The organism is Streptomyces sp. NPDC020965 (assembly GCF_044333555.1).
Lineage (GTDB): Bacteria > Actinomycetota > Actinomycetes > Streptomycetales > Streptomycetaceae > Streptomyces.
Window position 1 is genome coordinate 1,160,246 of the sequence record NZ_JBIRRE010000001.1, and the last position, 16,596, is coordinate 1,176,841.

Here is a 16,596-nt window from a genome sequence, read left to right on the forward strand (position 1 = left end):
CCTCTCCCGAATGACCTCGGAGTCCGGCTGACCCCCGCTGAAGCCGGGTCTCTACGAGTATCTGTGGAATATGCGTGGAATGGTTTGAGGCCCTGAGCGGCAGCCCCGGAACGCGCAGATGCCCGCACGTGCTCACGATTGCGGCACGGTGCGGGCATCGGATCCCAGCAGGGCTCACCCCTCGGTGAGATCCAGCTCCAGTCCCTGGGCAGCCTCGATACGCTTCTGGTAGTCCTTCAGCTGCCCGGTGACACACCGGGCGTAGATCGCGTGGAGGACGGGGACGCTGTTCCCGGCCCAGGCGGCGACCTGCGCCGGCGGAATACCGCTGTTGAGCCAGCCCGTCAGGCAGGTGTGGCGCAGGTCATAGACGCGTTTTCCGACCGGGGAGGCGCACTCGTGTTCTGGGAGGACTTCCTTTCGGGCCTTTCCCCAGACCCGGCGGTAGACCGAGCCGGCGAGCATGCCTCCGCCCTCCCCCTGGAAGAGAATGTCGCCGGGCTTGAGGTCGTAGTCCTCGATCAGGTCGCGCAGGACCGCCACGAGGGTCGGATGGGCCGGTACCGGCCGGGTGTCTCCCTCGGCGCGCCCCTTGAGCCCTCGTTCCTCGTGGACCTCGCCTGTGTCCGTCCAGCGGCTGCCGACCTCCGGCTGCGCGGTGTGGACGAGCAGCTCGCCCCAGCCCTCTTCCGGGAGAGTGGCATCGCTGACGAGCATGCCGACGGCTTCCTCCGGGCGGAGTCCGGCGTAGTAGAGAGTGGCGAAGAAGGCCCGATAGCAGCGGCCCATGCGCGACCTCTTCCCGACCCAGGTCAGCAGCGCGCTGCACTGGGCGACGTTGAGCAGGGACCGCTTGTCGATCGCCTGGGCCGCCTTGGAGGACGGCCTGCTCTCACCCCTGCCCTTGGGGAGCGGGTTGCCACGTATGAGCCGCCGTTTGACCGCGTGCTCCATGGCCGGGTTCATGATGCGGCGGTTGCGGGAGATGGAACTGGCGGCGGCGGGCTTCCCGTTCAGGAGAGTGCCGAGCGCCGTGACGAACTCCTCCGCCGTGTCCTCGTCGTCCAGGTTCGCTACAGGCAGGGTGTTGCGCTGGACCCAGTCCAGGATCTCCCGGACCTCGCCGGGGATGTCCTGATCGGCGCGCCGTTTCGCGTTGAAGGCCCACTCACGCAGCGCGGTCCGAACCTCGACGGGGTCGAAGTGCCCTGGCAGCGGGCTCCTCAAGAGGGCGAGCGTGGCGGTGGTCATCGCCTTCGAGAGATTCTTGCGGGTGTTGCCAGCGATCTTGGGCCACTTCCCGTCAACGTAGGAAACGGCAAAGTCGTACCAGCGCAGCCCCGAAGCGCGGGTCTCCAGCGTGGCCGGGAGCCCCGTGATGGTGCTGAAGAGTTCGCCCTTCTTCTCCGCAGCGACCAGTTGGGATCTGCGGGTGTTCGCCTGAGCGGATGTCTTGTAGGTCTTGCTGAACACCTGGCCATCGACCTTCCAGCGAACGGTGTAGCTGAATCCCTTCGCCAGCCGGTTCACCTTCGTAGTGAATACCCGGACGTTGACAGTGCCGTTCACGTAAGGTCCTCGCAATCAGTCAGCCAATTTTCGAGATCACTGCGCCGCACGCGAATTGACCCGTTGGGCAGACGAATACAGCGCGGGCCGCGGCGCTTCTGTCTCCAGTCGTAGAAGGTGGACCGGGAAATCTGCAGCTCGTCGCAGACTTCTTCCACGGTCAGCTTCTGTCCGGGGCGGGTCGCAACCGTCATGGGGACATCGCAAGGGAGCGGGCGGTCGCAGCACGCGACTTTGACAGGTCCACAAACCAATGTGTGGGGGAATAATGGGAATGGGCAGCAGGTACCACGGATCGGCACACAGGTAGGGCCTCTTTCTGGGCAACGGACCGAGTGGGCGGCCAACCCCCAGAGCGGCACCAGGAGATCCACAGCGGATCTGGCTACCGGATGCCCTGACTCGGTGAGCTGGCCGTTCGCGAATGGGCAGCAGCACGTGCCCTTCCTTCACATTCCGGGCAGCAGCTGTCCACTCCGTTCGCAGCAGGTCCACCGCCAAGCAGCCCCTGCGAACGACATCAATGGTCCGGACGATCCCCGGTTTGGCGAACCGGGGATCGTCGGCTATACATCGCCCTGCGCACTCCACCGACCTGCCCGATTCCGCGTCACGGAGCATCCAGATATTGGGAGCCCCGGCCGACCCCACTATCGTCAGCTCCGAAGTGGGAATGGCGGCAGCCGGACTGGACGGCAACACCCGCGAAACTCAACTCGGTCGCATTGATTTCACGGGCCACCACCTGCTCGTCTGGTCTCGGGGGTGTTGTACGTTGACATGGCTTACTGACGGATTCAAGTCCTTGCAGGAAGATTGCCGTCTGCCGTGAGCGAATCAGGAACAGGGGGCGTCAAAGACGGCCGAAAAATGGCTGCCTGGCATCGACCGGATCCTCCTCACAGCGAAGCATGGTGGCCCCAGAGTGGGCGTGCGCCAACGTAGTTACTGAAGGCGCCGACCATGCTCGTTTATCAAGCACTGCCAAGTGAAAGAGCAGGTATGCAGGCCAGAATTTGTTTGGCGAGTAGGGGCAAGCCTCCTCGGCAGCACCCTGCTCCAGACGGAGCAAAGGCGGTGACCCCGGCCCACGGCAGGCGTTGGACGTGCCGTGTCGAACACTTCATCCAGCCCCAGCATTGTCAGCGCAGCCCCGGCCGGAAAGGCCCAGCAGTTGCCCTTCCTCTTGACGTCCCAGCAGGGTGAAGCGGCGCGCACACTGTTGAGCTACGTGGCCTCGCTGCCCCTTCCCGGCCCCGACGCTCAGCTCGTCGCCGTGGTGGTGGCCATCCGGGCAGCACGTGGCGGTGTCGGAAACATCACCGGGGCGGATCTGTCTGCCTTGCGGCTGGGTGACGCACGCAAAGCCGTTGACGCTCTTCGCGGCCTGGGCTGGCAGGTGGAGGATGTGGTCTTCGACGGCGACCCTGCGGCACCGGTCTCCGTCACCGTCCCTGGCCTGGCCCAGGAGACGAACCACCCTCTGCCTTTCGGGAAGAACACGCGTTCGCGGGTGTCCGGATGGACCACGCGGGCCCTGTCCGCCAAGCCGGTCAGGAAGCTCCCACCCGCCGCGCGGCTGGCCGGCCTCTTCCTCGCCGCACACAGCACGTCCAAGCTCCTCGGACAGATCCCGCCCGACCTTCCCGAAGCCTGCCGGGCCACCTTGCCCGACCTCCTGCGAAATGGCTTCCTCGCCGAGCTGTCCGGGGACCGCTGCCGCCTCGACCCTGCAGTACGTCACTTGTCGGGCATGCGCCATCGCACCGAAGAGGAAAAGGCGGTGGAGCCCTCCAAAAGTGAAGACAAAGCGGTCGTGGTCACTTCAACTCCGGGATTCCAGTTCGACGCAGATGCATGGACTCTATGGAAAAGCGAGGCCACCCCTGCCCTGCGACGGCACGCTGAGGCCGTCGAGTTCTGCGCCGTGTGCGCTCTGCCTCCTGAGCCGGTCGCACAGGCGTTCACGACACCCGGCCGCCCTCAGTTCTTCTCCAGGAACCTCAAGACTGCCTACGGCAAGTGGAAGGACACCCAACCGGACCGCGGCCCACTGGCGGCTGAGTTCACCGTGGCCTTTCGGAGCGAGCACGGACACGGCCCCTCGTACGCCCAGCTGTGCACGGGCCTGGGCTGGGAACTGAAGCACTCACTGAAGAGCTTCGTCGTGGGGCGCCTGCTGGCGAATGAGTGGCTGACGGAAACAGGCTCCGTGCCTTGGACGTTGCGCCCGGGACAGGCGGCCCACGCTGAGGGCATCACTCTGCCCACGGCACGAAGCCCGCAGACCCCGGCTCCCTCCCGGCCGTAGCCGGGAGGGACTGGCAACGGACGCCGGGAAGGCTCCTGTTTCAGCCTCCCGGCGGTGACGGCCATGATCCATGCAGGGCCGGAGTGTCTGATCAACTGGAAGCCCGAGTGGGAGGCCAACGGGCCCAGAACGGCATCTGAGCGTCGCCCCCGGCCGCCACTGAGACATGGGCCCGTTGGACGCCAGCCAGCGCCCTGCCGGCCTTCGCGAGCGTGTGGGAGCGGGCGATGCCGAACAGGGCTTCGGACTGGCCCCGGCATGTACCCAGCAGTGAGGGCGAGACAGCGTACGAGCCAGTGGAGTCTCATGCCCTGCTGGGACATCGCGCCCACCTCCCTGCGGAGGTATCGAGGTGGGCGGAAGAGCCACACGGCGAGCAGGTGCCGGCTCCGGACGCACCGCCGCTCACTGCTGGGCTGAGCTGCACCAGCTCTTCTGGAGAAGATGACGTCCGAGGGTCCCTGATGCAAACGGGGTCAAGACCGTAGGCTTTGTGGATGGCGACGTCCCCAAAGCCCAAGTACGACGGCTTGATCTTCGACTTCTTCGGGGTGCTGACCTTCAACATGGTCGAGGTCATCTCGTACTTCGAGGACCGGGAGGGGCTCGCGCGGGGCACCTTTCTTCGCGCGTGGTCCGACCCCCGAGGTCAGGAGCTGTTTCGGCAGCTCGAACTTGGTCGTATCAGCCAGACCGACTGGAACAGCGGGTTCGCCGCCCTCATGGGCGTCGCACCTGACAACCTGATGGCTCGCTATCTCTACGACGCTTTCCCGGCTCACCAGATGCTCAAGGTAGCCCGGCAGGCGCGGTCTGCCGGGATCAGGACCGCCGTGCTCTCCAACAGCCTCGGGCGGGAACCATACGACCCGTATGCGGGATTCGACTTGCACGGCACCTTCGACGAGGTCGTGCTCTCCTCGGAGCACGGGATGCGCAAGCCCGAGCCCGCCATCTTCCACCTAGTGCTCGACAAGCTCGGGGTGCCAGCCACCAAGTGCGTGTTCCTCGACGACAGCGAGGAGAACCTCGCCGTCGCCCACAGTCTCGGCATCACCCCCCTCCTCGCTCTGGACGAGAATGTGGCGGCTAGCCGTCTCTGCGGACTGCTCGGCCTATCCGGCCTGTAGAAACTCGCGTACCGGGCCGTAGGAAGTATGTGCCGCCAGCTTCACGCGCAGTCCCTCTAGTTCTGTCGCCGAACGCGCGGAGTCCACCGAACCAAGGCATCGTGCCGCGTGGTGCGCCTTGGCGACTGCGGCGTCCAGGTCGTGCATTGCGAGATGGGCTTCCGCCGCTCGGGCCAGGTAGATCGCGTGGCTTCGCGGGTACGCCTCGTCGCCAGGGTACGAGGCATGCATGGCGGCCTCGAAGCGGCGTACCGCCTCGGCCGGGTCTCCGAGTTGCAAAGCGGACGAGCCGGCGATCATTTCGATTTCACCGTAGTCCACCCAATACAAGGATTTCGGGTCATCGTCGTGCCTGCCCTTGTCCAGTGCAGATCGGGCGATGGCGAGTTGGTGAGCAGACTCCTTCTTCGCACCGGACTTTGACAGCGCACGGGCAATGCGGGCGGCCAGCATGGCGTGCATGCGTGGAGTCGCCCTCCACCTCACCTGTTCCTGTGCCGTCTCCAGAAGTGATACTGCCCGGTTCGCCTGACCGGGGGTGGAGTAGCACTGGATCGCGGCAAACGACAGCGTATAGGCACCGGCAATGGGGTCGTCGGCCTCGGCAGAAGCTCGAAGTGACCCATCGAAGAAGCGCTGGGCAATGCCGGGGGACCCCTGGTCGAAGGCCGCCCACGCGATCTGACGAGCCGCCTCGGACGCCATCGAATGCAGATGAGCCAGTGCAGAGCTGTCGTAACGACGCGACTTGATCAGCATCACGATCAAGGCCAACTCGTTGCGGGCCAGCTGGTACAACTCGCCGCTGCCAAGTTCGTCGTCGAAGTGCCTGAGATGTTCGAGCCGGTCTTCCACATGGGTGAGCAGGGCAGCTCCGTCGGCAAGGGCGATAGGCGTCTCGGCCGGCGATTTCGACCCCAGGGCCTTGGACCAACTGCCCGCTGAGGCAGCCAGCGCCGCCCCTGCCGAGAGAACGCCCCTACGGTCCACGCTGCTCCCTTTCAACAGGCCAGTGAGAACCGTCAGGCTCCCCGGTTGATCCCATGGCACGCCCTTCGCCATCGCGGGCATGTCCTCCAGTACCCCCGCGAAGATGCCGCCGGTCTTCAGCACCCGGTCGTAGGCGCTTGCGACGCCGACGGTCACCGCGCGGTTGCCATTCTCGACATTGCGCAGATATGCCTCGCCGAACCCCGCCTCACGGGCGAACTGCTTCCACCCCATGGCCGATGCCCGGCGCTCCTGCCGCATATCGTTCCGGAGCTGGTCAGACATCGAAGACGCCCTTCTGCGTTGGGATCGGTCCTGGATCGGTCCACGTCATTGTCCACCCGACCGCTTTCGGTGTGTGCTCGTCTCGACACAGAACGCGGCGACCCACAAGCTTCCTGGGGCCTCGTGGCAGCGGCTCCCCCTCAGCCGTCGGGTACTTCCGTTGAAGCCCGTAATCGACAGTGCCGAGCCACGCAAGGGCGCAGCACCGCCGGCGTTCACACGAGTCCTCCAACAAGGATCGGGAGCGTAGACGATGAGCTGCACCGCCCCCCGTTGGGATAGCAGCATGGGGCGCCCTTCCTGCAGGCCGCGCAACCAACCTCGCCCACCCTCCGAGCAACGGGCTTTGAAGCCCGGCGTCTGCCTGTCCACTTACTCCCCATTCCTGGGAACCGCAGAGATGGGGGGTCCTAACGGTCCTGGAGCTGCTGGTTCACAGGATGCTCCACAGCAGAGCGTCTTCTTCTTCGCGCAGGCCCTTGATGCGACGCTGCACCTCGGAGAGGGATCCGGATGTATGTGCGGATTTGCGGGCGTTGGTGGTGATCATGCGCAGTTCGCGAATGTCGCGCAGGACGCGGTATCCGGGCCAGGTGGTCACGTCGGTCCCGTAGGCGTCGGCGAAGTCCGCCCAGTGGCGGGGGCCGTATCCGAACCGCCTGCAATGGATCTCCACGGTGACCAGGTCCCATTCAGGCTGACCGTGGGCGATGGTGTCCCAGTCGCACAGAACCGTCCGATCGCCGGCCGAGTCGTGCAGGGCGTTGCGGTGCTGCGGGTCTCCCTGGACGATACCGGGCGCGAGGGCGTATTCCACTTGATTGAGCGCGCGTTCGAGCTGGTCGGCTCGGTGGCTGAGGAAGTCCCTGTCCTCAGCATCGAGGGACCGGGTGGCGGAGAGGGAGCGACGGATGGCGGTGAGGTTGTCGAGCTGCCGTACTGGTACTGGCGGAGCGGGCATGCGGTGGAGGGCAGCGAGGGGGGCGGCGAGATCCGCCGCGGTGATGGAGTTGGTGGGCTGGGGCAGATAGGTCCAGACGGTGGCCAGGGCTCCCCCGGCGAGGCGGAGGGGCTGCCGGGCAGTGGGGTGGAAGGGCACGGTGGGAAAGCCACGGTCCTGGAGCCAGCGGACGAGAGCGGCCGTTCGCTCGACGGTCTGCGGTGCGGTCCCCTTGCGGGCGATCTTGAGGACGACGGCGCCGAGGAGGACAACGGCGTTGGTGTGACCGCGCAGCAGACGCGGCCGGCTGTCATCGAGACCGAGTTCCTCGCACGCCTGCGCGAGCAGGGTGGTCAGTTCGTCGCTGGTGTATCCGCCGGGCAGGTGGGGGTCCGTCATAGCCCCAAGGCTGATGCAGACCGGGTGGGTCTGTCACTTCCCGCTGGTGGGGAGTGCCAGGGCTTCGCCGAGTTCGCGGGCGGCCGGTGCAGATCGCATTCGTTCCGGAATGCTCGTGAGCACGTCGTGGGCACGGGCCCCGAGGAGTTCGGTGCGTTGATCGGCAGGCAGTTCGAGATAGGCGCTCGTGGCGAGCTGACACGCCTCGGACAGGCGACGCTCGCGGGCGAGGCAGATCGCCTGTTCCAGGTGGAGCAAGGCGGGGTCGATGCCTCCGTGGCTGCCGTAGAGAGTGAGCGCGCGGGTCTGGATGCGCTCGGCTTCGTGGGTGTTGCCGAGGTAGGTGAGTGCACCGCTGAGGTAGAGCAGGAGGCGGCGTTCGGGAAAGGCGAAGGCATCATCGGGGTCGCCGGGGCTGGCGCGGTCGAAGGCATCCCGGGAGCGGCGGATGGCCTCGTGAGCGCGGGTGGTGTCTCCGTGGCGGGCGAGGGCGCGGGCTTCGGCGGCGGCGGCGAACGCTCCGGTGGGGGTGAAGTGGTGCCGGGCGAGTATCCGGGCCTCGCGGGAGAGGGCGACCGCTGTGCCCAGAGGTCCGTAGTAGTAGGGCAGCATCGCGGCCTGGGCGCGGACTCGGGCGCGAAGGTCAGTGTTGGTGCTGTCGTCGGCGGCAGCGCGGGCGGTGGCGTACCAGGCCCGAGACTGGCGCAGGCGACCGACCTTCATCAGGGCGTCGGCGACGAGGGTGGCCAGCACGGCCGTCATCTCCGACAGTCTCATCTGCACAGTGGCGGGTTGCCGTTCGGCGGCCAGAAGCTGGATCTCGTCGAGGTCGGGCAGCATGAGGCCGAGCATGGGGACCGGTGCGGTGACAAGGTACTGCCGCCGCAGATCCAGCAGCCGCTCCTCCAGAAGATCCAGTTGGGTGGGGCTGACGGTGGCGCGAGCGAGAGTGCGGTCCACGCCGTGGCGGGTCCGGTCGAGGACTTGGTCAAGCGCGTCAGCCGCCAGCTGGGGGGCGAAGGCCGCCGGGCCGGCGTTTCGGTGGAGATCCGGAATCGCCGGCATGGACGCCGTGGAAGTGGGGGCGGGAGAGTAGTCACCGCTGAGCCCGAGTCCTTCGGCACTGGTTCCGTACAAGCGGCACAGAAGATCGATGGTCTGCGCCCTGGGGCGCCGGGTGGGACGGGTCTCCCAGATCCGCAGCTGTTCCTGGTCAACGCGTGCGGCCCAGGCCACGTTCTGGGTCATGGTCCGGTAGGCATCCACGGCCTGCTTGAGGGTCCATCCCCGAGCGAGCCGGTGTGCCCGCAAGGGGCTCACCGAGCAGCACTGCGCGATGGTGGCGGCTGCCTGTTCGGCGGGCCAGCCCTCGGTCTCGGCACGGTCGCGCATTCGTGCGGCGCAGGAGGCCGGGTGCTGCTCAGCCATGTCGTCACCTCCGCGTACAAGTTGTGCACCGAGTGTAGTGATGCGGGTGAGAACAGCCCTTTGGTTTCCGTGACTTCTCACGGAATCCCTGGCCGGGTCCCTGAGAAGTCACGGACATCGCCCCGGGCCGTGAGTAGTCACGGTTGTCCTGCGTGCCGCCGTTCCACGAACCTGGGCGGCCCCGCCACCGCCAGATCGGCCCTCCCCCTCAGACAGCAGTCCCCGATGCCCGTGCCGGGCGACGGCACCTTCCGCCTCGGCTCCGGTCACAAGGATGTGATTCGAATGGTCTGGCCTCCTCACTCCAACGATCCCTCCTCGCCACGATCCGCCGGGGGTCTGCCTGTGTCCGGTCCTGTGAAATCTGCGGTCCTGTATGCCTGCGAGTCGAACGCGGATATGTCGATGGCTGCCCTCGACGGGTTGACCCGCGCGGCCAAGGAGCGCGGGTACGCGGTCCGGGCGACAGTCGCCGACATCGCCAACACGCGTATGGCGCTCCGGGAGCGTCCTGGGTGGCAGAAGCTGGCCCCATTTCTGAGCACCGCCAAGGGGGGCATGTTGTTCGTGCGGTCACGGGCAGAACTTGGGTGGGACGATGCCCACCGTGCCGACGTGCTCGGTTGGCTGGCTGAGCACCGGGTATCGGTGACGGCGAGCGAGCCAGCCTCCTGGGAGACAGCCGACTGGCTCCGTGTCTGGACCCGAACCAACCTGCCTTGTGCCCTGGGCGGCGGAGTGTCGTGCCCGGCCGGTTCTCCGCCGCCACCGGGCTTGTGCTGCGCGGTATTCCCCGCACTGGAAGCCCACGCTCCGACGGTTCGGAGGCTGTCCGGCCACTTTCTGCGGGCTTGGGAGTCGATGCTGACCGGTCACGATCTGGATCTGCTGCTGGTGGCGGTGAACGAGCTGGTGATCAATGCCATCAAGCACGGGTCACGTCCTGGCGACCTGATCACGCTGACCCTGGAGTGCGACGAACGGGCTTTGCACGTCGGGGTAGAGGACGGTTCCGCGGAGCCACCGTGCCTGGGCCGTGCGGGCGACGACGATGACTGCGGCCGTGGCCTGCCCTTGGTCCAGCAGATCGGCGACGGCTGGGGCTACATCCCCCACCTCGGCAGGTCCGGCAAGCGGGTCTGGATGAACGTCCTCCACCAACGAAGCCTCGTCCACCCCCTCCCACCACGGTGCCCTGACCGCGCCTCCTCTCTGTCCTTTCAGTCCCCCTGCTGACGGAAGATTCATGACCCTCACAGCGATGTCCCCGGCCTCCACGCGTTCCGTCTCCCATACCGTTCCTGTGCAAGTCGGCCGAAGCGGCGCCCCTACCTCGGTTTCGGCACCCGTGGCGCCTGTCCGCCAGGCGTATCCGGCGCTGAACGTGACGGCGCACCCGCCGCAGATCGCGTACGACTACGAGTTCATGCTGGGCCGCTTGGCGAACCCGCTTCTGCTCGCCACTTCTGTGGCCCTATGCGTCTTTCGGGCACCGCTGTTGGCGGTACCGGTCGGAGGCAACCGGCTTGGTGGCGTGCTGGAAGCGGCGACGCGTGAGATCGGGGATGGCATCGCCGGTGCGCTGGCCGGCCGGTTGGACTTCCCGGAAGTACGACTACGCCCCGCCATCTCGGTCGACTCGGCGGGAGGAGGCTTCGTCGTCGAGTGGGGGGCGACGTGTCCGCCGTGGGTTTCCCGGGTCGCGAGGGACCGCTTCTACGGATTCGCCGTGGATGGGTGTGGGCCGGCGTCGGCCCAGGATGCGGTGGTTCTGGACGCGGTCGCGCAGGGTGTGTCCGCGCGAACCCTTTCAGACTGCGGTCTCTTCCCGAACGTGCGGGAAGCACATGGCGGTGTCGCAGCGCTGGGGCGGGCACTCGCGGACGGCCAGGGAATTCGGTGGACCCGGATCGTGCACCTTGCCGCAGCCCGCAGGCTCATCACCGTCTGCCCCGGCCCGCCTGTGGAGTTGCCGGTCTGGCAACTGGATCTGCTGAGGGCGTGGGCGGCGGGGTGGTCCCTGGAGCAGTACACGGACCGGGCCGGGCTGCGGCCCGAGCATGGGCGGGAGCTGCGGCAGCTGGTGCTGGGGACCCTGAATGCCCGAAGCGAGGAGCACGCGGTGCTTCGCGGCCATGAACGCGGACCGCTGCTCCCTGCGTACGGACTGCCATCGGCTTCAGTGACCGATCCCGGAGGCGTTGAGCGCTCGGCCGGGCGCGGCCCCTGATCCGTGGGCCGGCCTTAAGACCGGCCGTCGGGGCACACCGAGCCCCTCCGCCCCGGCGATTCCCCCGATCTCGGGCCCGGAGGTGAGCGCCCCGACGGCCACCCCTCCTTCTCCATGCCGCCGGGCATCGGGCACTTCGCGCCCCACGGGCGATGAAATGCCCATGTTTCCACCGTTTCCTTCTTCCTGTTTCCTGCTGAGTTCGAGGACTAATGACGACGACACCCACTGATCAGAGGCGCCGCGGGAAGCGAGGCCGTCGGCGGACGGTACTGACGGTGCGTGCGCGGCTGGTGTTGATCGCGGGAATCGCGATCACCTCGTTGGTCGCATTGGTCGCGGTGAACGCGGCGCAGGACTGGACCGTCCAGATGAGTCTGCGCCGTGACTCGGCAACGGGTGAGCTGGGCGGCGAGGCGTCCTTGCCGCTCTTCGTGGGTGCGCAGGCGGAGCGGAAGGCGACGGCTGTGTTCCTGGAGCGCCCCAGCAAGGGAAACCGGCGGGCGCTGGAGAAGGCCCGGTCGGCGACCGACGAGGGGATCACCTCGTTCCGGCACATGTCCGGCACGCGGCTGGAGCAGGATCTGCGGCACAAGTGGTCGTACGTGGAGACGGTCTATGCCGACCTGGACCGTTTGGCCGCCGTGCGGGAGCGGGCGAACGGGCGCGGCAGCCGGGAGGAGGTCACGGGCTACTACACGGGGCTGCTCACCAACCTGGTCGAGTTCTACCAGGCGCTGTCCGCGATGGACGATGCGGAACTCAACACCGAGACCCGGGCTCTGGTCGGGCTGTTCTGGGCGGTGGAGGGTCTGGCGCAGGAGGACATGCTGTTGTCGGCCGCGCTGGCCGCTGGGCGGATGGGCCCAGAGGACCGGGCGGCGTTCGCGCTGGCGTACGGGCAGCAGCATGTGATGTACGAGCGGTGGATCGCCCCGTATCTGCCGCCGAAGGACAAGGCGCTGTACGACGCGATCGTCGCCAGCGAGGCGTGGAAGACGAAGGAGCGGGTCGAGTTCGCCGTCATCAACGCGCCGGGGGGCGATGACGGGGTGAACGAGCTTCCGCCGGAGGCGGCTGAGTGGATGGCAGCGCACGGCGAGGTCGCGGGGAAGATCGCCGCGCTGAACGGGTCACGGACAGCCGGGCTCCTCGCCCACGGATATCAGCGGGCGGACGAGATCCGCTCGGACGTCCTAGTGCAGGTGGGCGGGAGCTCGGCGGCGGTCCTTGCAGTCACCGCCCTTCTGGTCGGTGTGGTCCGTTCGATCGCCCGTCGGCTACGGCAGGTGCAGGCCGCGGCGGAGGGGACGGGTGAACAGCTGCCGGAGGTGGTGCGGCGGCTGCGGGCCGGGCAGCGGGTTGATCCGCAGGCGGAGTTCCCCGATCAGCAGAGGCGGGCGGACGAGTTCACCGGTCTGGAGCGTGCGCTGACCGCCTCGCAGCGAATGGTCGTGGAGATCGCGGCGTCGCAGGCGGCCGACCGGCGCGGGTTCGGCGGGTTCGTCACGGTCACCACCTCCCGGGCCCTGAACGGCGTGGAACTCGTGTTGAGCGAACTGGACACGCTGGAGACCCGGTACGGGCAGGACGCCCAGGTGCTGGAGGACCTGATCCGCCTCGACCAGCACGCGGTGCGCACCCGTCGGCACTTGGACAACCTGGTCACCGTGACGGGGGAGGCCCGGCACGAGCCCTATACCGAGCCCAAGACACTGGCCGACGCCGTCCACGACGCCCGGGCGGAGACTGCGGAGCCCAGCCGTGTGGAGAACCGGATCCGGGGCGAGCAGTGGTTGTCCGCACCTGCGGTGACCGGAGTCATCCATGTACTGGCGGCGCTGCTGGACAACGCCCTGGGCCATTCCCGCGGACCGGTCACCGTCACCGCGCAGGCCGCCGTCCACGGGGTCGCGGTCGAGATCGAAGACATGGGCGCAGGGATGACCCAGGCGGCGTTCGAGCAAGCCAACCGGAAGCTCGCCGAAGTCCCCACCTTCGAGAGCATGGCGGCCCACGACGGCGGACTGGGCCTGTTCGTGGTCGCCCGGCTCGCCGCCCGCCACGGCATGCGGGTCCGTCTGCGCCCCTCGGACTACGGCGGCGTGAAGGCCGTCTTCCTCATCCCATTCACCCTGATGTGCCCCGCACCCGCCGTCGCGGCAGTCTCGACCGCCCCCGCACCGACCACACCCCAACAGGGCTTGCCACAGCGGAATCTCCCGCACGAGGAGCCCGGTACCCGCCGTCTGCGGCCCGCCGCAGACCGGCGCTCCCCCGCCCCGGCGCTCGCATCCCCCACCGCGCCAGCCGTCGGCGCCGCTGTGCCAGCGGCAACCGACCCAGCCGCCCCCGCTCTGCCCCGGCGGCGCAGCGGAGAGCACCTGGCACCACAGCTCGCCCGGTCCCCCGAGCCGGGGCATCGCCCAACGCGGCCCGCGCAGGGCGAGGTGTCCCCGGAGGAAGCAGGTGCCAGCTGGGGTGCCTGGCAGCGGGGCGGACGGGACGGCGAAGCGGCCCACCCGGATCCGAAGACGGCCGACACGACAACGACAGAGAGGGAAACGACCTGATGAAGCAGCATGTGCAGGTTCTGGCGGTCCAGGAGCTACTGGACGACAAAGTGAACGGCATCGCCGGGGTGTGCTCGGCGGTGGTGGTCGCCGAGGACGGGCTGGCGCTGTACTGGAGCGGCATGGCGCAGGAGTCGGCGGACTCCCGTGCGGCGATCGTCTCCGGGCTTGCGTCCCTCGCCGAGAACGCCGCCGTGGTGGACGGGACGGGTGCGGTGCTGCGGACGCTGATCGAGATGGAGGACGGCTACTTCATGGTTGTCCGCAGTGCGGACACCACCCATCTAGCCGTGAGCACAACGCGGTCGGCGAACCTCCAGACGGTCGGGTTCGAGCTGACCCGTCTCACGCAGCAGCTCGCCACCGTGCTGGAGGCGGGACGGCGGCGGCCGGCTGGCCCGGGAGGTGCCCCGGCGTGAACGCGCCTCAGCCGCGACGGGGACGCCGGTCGCGGCCGTGGTCGGCGACCGGGGGCCGCATCCTCGACCTGGAGGGCGGGCAGATCCGCCTGGACACCCAGGTCCAGACAGACCCCGGTCACGCCCACGGCGCGCCCCCGGCCGGCACCCGGTACGCCCGCATTCTCCAGTTGTGCCGCACCCCGCAGGTGGTCACCCAGATCGCCGGCGAGCTGGAGTTGCCGCTGGGCGTCACCGCGGCCCTCGTCGCCGAACTCCGCGACCGCCATCTGGTCACCACTGCCGAGCCTATGGACCTGACCAGGGACTCGGTCGTCACCAACGCCCTTCTGCTACGAGTGAGAGACCGGCTGAATGCAGCACTCTGACACCCCCGACACCGAGCGGGTGAAGTTCCTGATAGCCGGAGGTTTCGGCGCCGGCAAGACGACGTTCGTCGGCGCGGTCAGCGAAATCAACCCGGTTCGGACCGAAGCAGAGCTGACCGCTGCCGGCGAGACGGTCGACGACACCACCTCCATCGAGGCGAAGACCACCACCACTGTCGCGCTCGACTTCGGACGCCGCACCCTGCCCGGAAAGAACCGGGACGGGGACATCGTGCTCTATCTGTTCGGCACCCCCGGCCAGGAGCGGTTCTGGTTCCTGTGGCCCGACCTGCTGCGCGGTGCGGCCGGCGCGATCGTGATCGCCGACACCCGCCGCATGGAATCGGCGTTCGCGGCGGTCGACTTCTTCGAGCAGCGCCACGTTCCCTTCGTGGTCGCCGTCAACCGCTTCCCTGACTCCTTCGCCTACAGCCCCGAAGCCGTCCGCACCTCGCTGGACCTGCGGTCCGGCGTCCCGGTCGTGGACCTGGACGCCCGTGACGAGCAGTCCAGCATCCAGGCTCTGATCGCCCTGATCGACCACCGTCTCGATTCCACCCCCATCACCGTCTGACGCAGGGAGACCACTGATGCCCGCCGCCACCAGCCCCAGACCCACCACCGGTCCCGCGAGTTCAGACGTCGACCTCTTCGACGACCGCGTCCTCGACGATCCCTACCCCGTCTATGAAGCGCTGCGGGCCACCGGCCCAGCTGTCTATCTGGAGCGCCACGGTGTGTGGGCGATCCCCCGCTACGCCGAGGCCCGCGCCGTGCTCCACGATGCCGATGCCTACCGCTCGGACGGCGCTCTCGCCCTGACCGAGCTGGCCAACGAGGTTGTCCTGGGCGGCACAGTGATCGCCTCCGACGGTGAGCGGCACGCCCGGCTGCGGCGAATCCTCTCCCGGCAGCTTGCTCCCCGGGCGGTCAGCGCCCTATCCCCGCAGATCCGGGTGCGGGCAGAACGACTCATCGCCGAACACGTTCCACCCGCAGGCGGAGTGTTCGACGCGGCAACCCTCGTACGGGCCATGGTGACGAGCACCGTAATGGCCCTGATGGGCATCCCGACGGAGCACCACCAGCTCGTCCTCGCTGGTGCCGGGGCGACGTTCGACGTCTTCGGCCCCAACAACGACCGCTACCAGGCGGCGCTGCCCGCCGCCACGGCCATGGTCGCCTTCCTCCACGAACACGTCAGGCGCGACAACATCCAGCCCGGTTCGTGGATCGGGGCCATATTCGACGCGGTCGACGCCGGTCAGCTCACCGAGGAGGAAGCGGTCCCGCTGTCGGCCGCCTACACCGCCGCCAGCATGGACACCACCATCCTCGGTATCACCGAAACCATCACCCAGCTCGGCCGCCACCCCGACCAGTGGGCCGCCATACGCACCACCCCCTCCCTAGCGAGTGCCGCGTTCCACGAAGCCCTCCGATACGAAGCCCCGATACAGGGCTTCGGACGCATCGCGACACGAACCACCACGGTGGGCGGGGTACGGATCGAGTCCGGGCAGCAGGTCTGGATCCTCTACGGGTCCGCCGGCCGAGACGCCGACCGATGGGGCGCGGACGCCGACCAGTACAACCTTCACCGGCCCAGCCCCGAACAGCATCTGGCCTTCGGACACGGGCCTCACCTCTGTGCCGGGATACCCCTCGCCCTGCTTCAGGCCACCGCCCTCCTGGCTGCCCTGGCCGCCCGCTGCCCCCAGCTCACCCCGGCCGGGCCACCGACCCAGGCCGTCAACAACGTCCTCCGCGGCCGGTCCCGCGCGCCCATACAGACAGGTCCGACCGAACACTATGACGGTGCGAAGCGATGAGCGACAGCCTCCGGCACCCGGCCGAGCACGGAGAACCAGCGAGCGATTCCCCTTGGCCGTCACCCCCGGCCGCACTGACCGCGCTCGACGCCCAGACCTTCACCCCGGAACCGTCATGACAC

Annotated in this window: 15 protein-coding genes; 10 read left to right on the forward strand and 5 right to left on the reverse strand. The window is 68.0% G+C overall.

The genetic code is table 11. The annotated features are described in order from the left end of the window. Positions 1 to 174 precede the first annotated feature (174 nt). Positions 175 to 1,569: a tyrosine-type recombinase/integrase gene (locus tag ACH4S7_RS04970; protein ID WP_398519636.1), complete on the reverse strand. Its 1,395-nt coding sequence runs from the start codon at positions 1,567 to 1,569 to the stop codon at positions 175 to 177. Then, positions 1,566 to 1,763: a helix-turn-helix transcriptional regulator gene (locus tag ACH4S7_RS04975; protein WP_398519637.1), complete on the reverse strand. Its 198-nt coding sequence runs from the start codon at positions 1,761 to 1,763 to the stop codon at positions 1,566 to 1,568. Before ACH4S7_RS04975 ends, ACH4S7_RS04970 begins: the two co-directional genes overlap by 4 nt. A 917-nt stretch (positions 1,764 to 2,680) precedes the next feature. Here ACH4S7_RS04975 and ACH4S7_RS04980 point away from each other — a divergent pair. Both ACH4S7_RS04980 and ACH4S7_RS04985 read left to right on the forward strand, forming a co-directional pair. After that, positions 2,681 to 3,880: a hypothetical protein gene (locus tag ACH4S7_RS04980; RefSeq protein ID WP_398519638.1), complete on the forward strand. Its 1,200-nt coding sequence runs from the start codon at positions 2,681 to 2,683 to the stop codon at positions 3,878 to 3,880. Between the two features lie 497 nt (positions 3,881 to 4,377). Further along, positions 4,378 to 5,010: an HAD family hydrolase gene (locus ACH4S7_RS04985; protein ID WP_398519639.1), complete on the forward strand. Its 633-nt coding sequence runs from the start codon at positions 4,378 to 4,380 to the stop codon at positions 5,008 to 5,010. Here the strand turns inward: ACH4S7_RS04985 and ACH4S7_RS04990 are convergent. The 3 genes from ACH4S7_RS04990 to ACH4S7_RS05000 form a co-directional block, all read right to left on the reverse strand. Continuing rightward, on the reverse strand, positions 4,996 to 6,285 hold the full coding sequence (locus ACH4S7_RS04990) for a helix-turn-helix domain-containing protein (protein WP_398519640.1): 1,290 nt from the start codon (positions 6,283 to 6,285) through the stop codon (positions 4,996 to 4,998). The genes ACH4S7_RS04985 and ACH4S7_RS04990 overlap by 15 nt on opposite strands. Positions 6,286 to 6,718: 433 nt before the next feature. After that, a complete protein-coding gene (locus ACH4S7_RS04995; protein ID WP_398519641.1) occupies positions 6,719 to 7,624 on the reverse strand; it encodes a phosphotransferase family protein in 906 nt (301 codons plus the stop codon). A gap of 33 nt (positions 7,625 to 7,657) precedes the next feature. Then, entirely contained in the window at positions 7,658 to 9,052 is a 1,395-nt protein-coding gene (locus ACH4S7_RS05000; protein WP_398519642.1) for a helix-turn-helix domain-containing protein, read from the reverse strand. 405 nt (positions 9,053 to 9,457) lie between these two features. On the opposite strand from ACH4S7_RS05000, the gene ACH4S7_RS05005 reads away from it, so the two are divergent. From ACH4S7_RS05005 to ACH4S7_RS05040, 8 genes are all read left to right on the forward strand, one after another. Further along, the gene (locus tag ACH4S7_RS05005) at positions 9,458 to 10,288 is read left to right on the forward strand and encodes an ATP-binding protein (RefSeq protein WP_398519643.1); all 831 of its coding nucleotides are present in this window, start codon (positions 9,458 to 9,460) and stop codon (positions 10,286 to 10,288) included. 10 nt (positions 10,289 to 10,298) lie between these two features. Beyond that, positions 10,299 to 11,282: a DUF6302 family protein gene (locus ACH4S7_RS05010; protein ID WP_398519644.1), complete on the forward strand. Its 984-nt coding sequence runs from the start codon at positions 10,299 to 10,301 to the stop codon at positions 11,280 to 11,282. A gap of 278 nt (positions 11,283 to 11,560) precedes the next feature. Next, positions 11,561 to 13,855 (forward strand): sensor histidine kinase, encoded by a 2,295-nt coding sequence (locus ACH4S7_RS05015; RefSeq protein WP_398519645.1) that lies wholly within the window; start codon positions 11,561 to 11,563, stop codon positions 13,853 to 13,855. Beyond that, positions 13,855 to 14,274: a roadblock/LC7 domain-containing protein gene (locus ACH4S7_RS05020; protein ID WP_398519646.1), complete on the forward strand. Its 420-nt coding sequence runs from the start codon at positions 13,855 to 13,857 to the stop codon at positions 14,272 to 14,274. Before ACH4S7_RS05015 ends, ACH4S7_RS05020 begins: the two co-directional genes overlap by 1 nt. Then, on the forward strand, positions 14,271 to 14,642 hold the full coding sequence (locus tag ACH4S7_RS05025; protein WP_398519647.1) for a DUF742 domain-containing protein: 372 nt from the start codon (positions 14,271 to 14,273) through the stop codon (positions 14,640 to 14,642). Before ACH4S7_RS05020 ends, ACH4S7_RS05025 begins: the two co-directional genes overlap by 4 nt. After that, on the forward strand, positions 14,629 to 15,216 hold the full coding sequence (locus ACH4S7_RS05030) for a GTP-binding protein (RefSeq protein WP_398519648.1): 588 nt from the start codon (positions 14,629 to 14,631) through the stop codon (positions 15,214 to 15,216). The genes ACH4S7_RS05025 and ACH4S7_RS05030 overlap by 14 nt, the downstream gene beginning before the upstream one ends. Positions 15,217 to 15,232: 16 nt before the next feature. Further along, the gene (locus tag ACH4S7_RS05035) at positions 15,233 to 16,474 is read left to right on the forward strand and encodes a cytochrome P450 (protein WP_398519649.1); all 1,242 of its coding nucleotides are present in this window, start codon (positions 15,233 to 15,235) and stop codon (positions 16,472 to 16,474) included. Beyond that, on the forward strand, positions 16,471 to 16,593 hold the full coding sequence (locus ACH4S7_RS05040; protein ID WP_398519650.1) for a hypothetical protein: 123 nt from the start codon (positions 16,471 to 16,473) through the stop codon (positions 16,591 to 16,593). The genes ACH4S7_RS05035 and ACH4S7_RS05040 overlap by 4 nt, the downstream gene beginning before the upstream one ends. Positions 16,594 to 16,596 lie beyond the last annotated feature (3 nt).